The organism is Zoogloea sp. LCSB751 (assembly GCF_002028455.1).
In the GTDB taxonomy this organism is placed as follows: Bacteria; Pseudomonadota; Gammaproteobacteria; order Burkholderiales; family Rhodocyclaceae; genus Zoogloea.
Genome location: NZ_MWUM01000254.1, coordinates 1 through 266, shown reverse-complemented (window position 1 = coordinate 266; position 266 = coordinate 1). Strand labels below are relative to the sequence as shown.

Below are 266 nucleotides of genomic sequence, written 5' to 3'. Positions count from 1 at the left end.
TTATCCACACTCTATCAGATCGTCCGGTGTCCAGCACCACTGAGCTATCCACTGCAAAATTTGCTTTAGCCCTTGCTGATAATATCGCCTACTTATATTAAGCTTTTGCTCTTTACAGAGCAGTATCCCAAGGGAACAAAGAGCGAGCACTCGTCTATGCTTAACGGTATTAGCCTGATAACGTCGTTGTAAGCCAGCCTTCTCACCCGCACTGCCAAGCAGGTAATGAAACCAGTTAGCTAGGGCTGCCAAGAGCAGTAAGATCT

Annotated in this window: 1 pseudogene; it reads right to left on the bottom strand. The window is 46.6% G+C overall.

The features are described from left to right. Positions 1 to 266: pseudogene (locus B4920_RS26560) on the bottom strand (hypothetical protein); the annotation flags it as partial.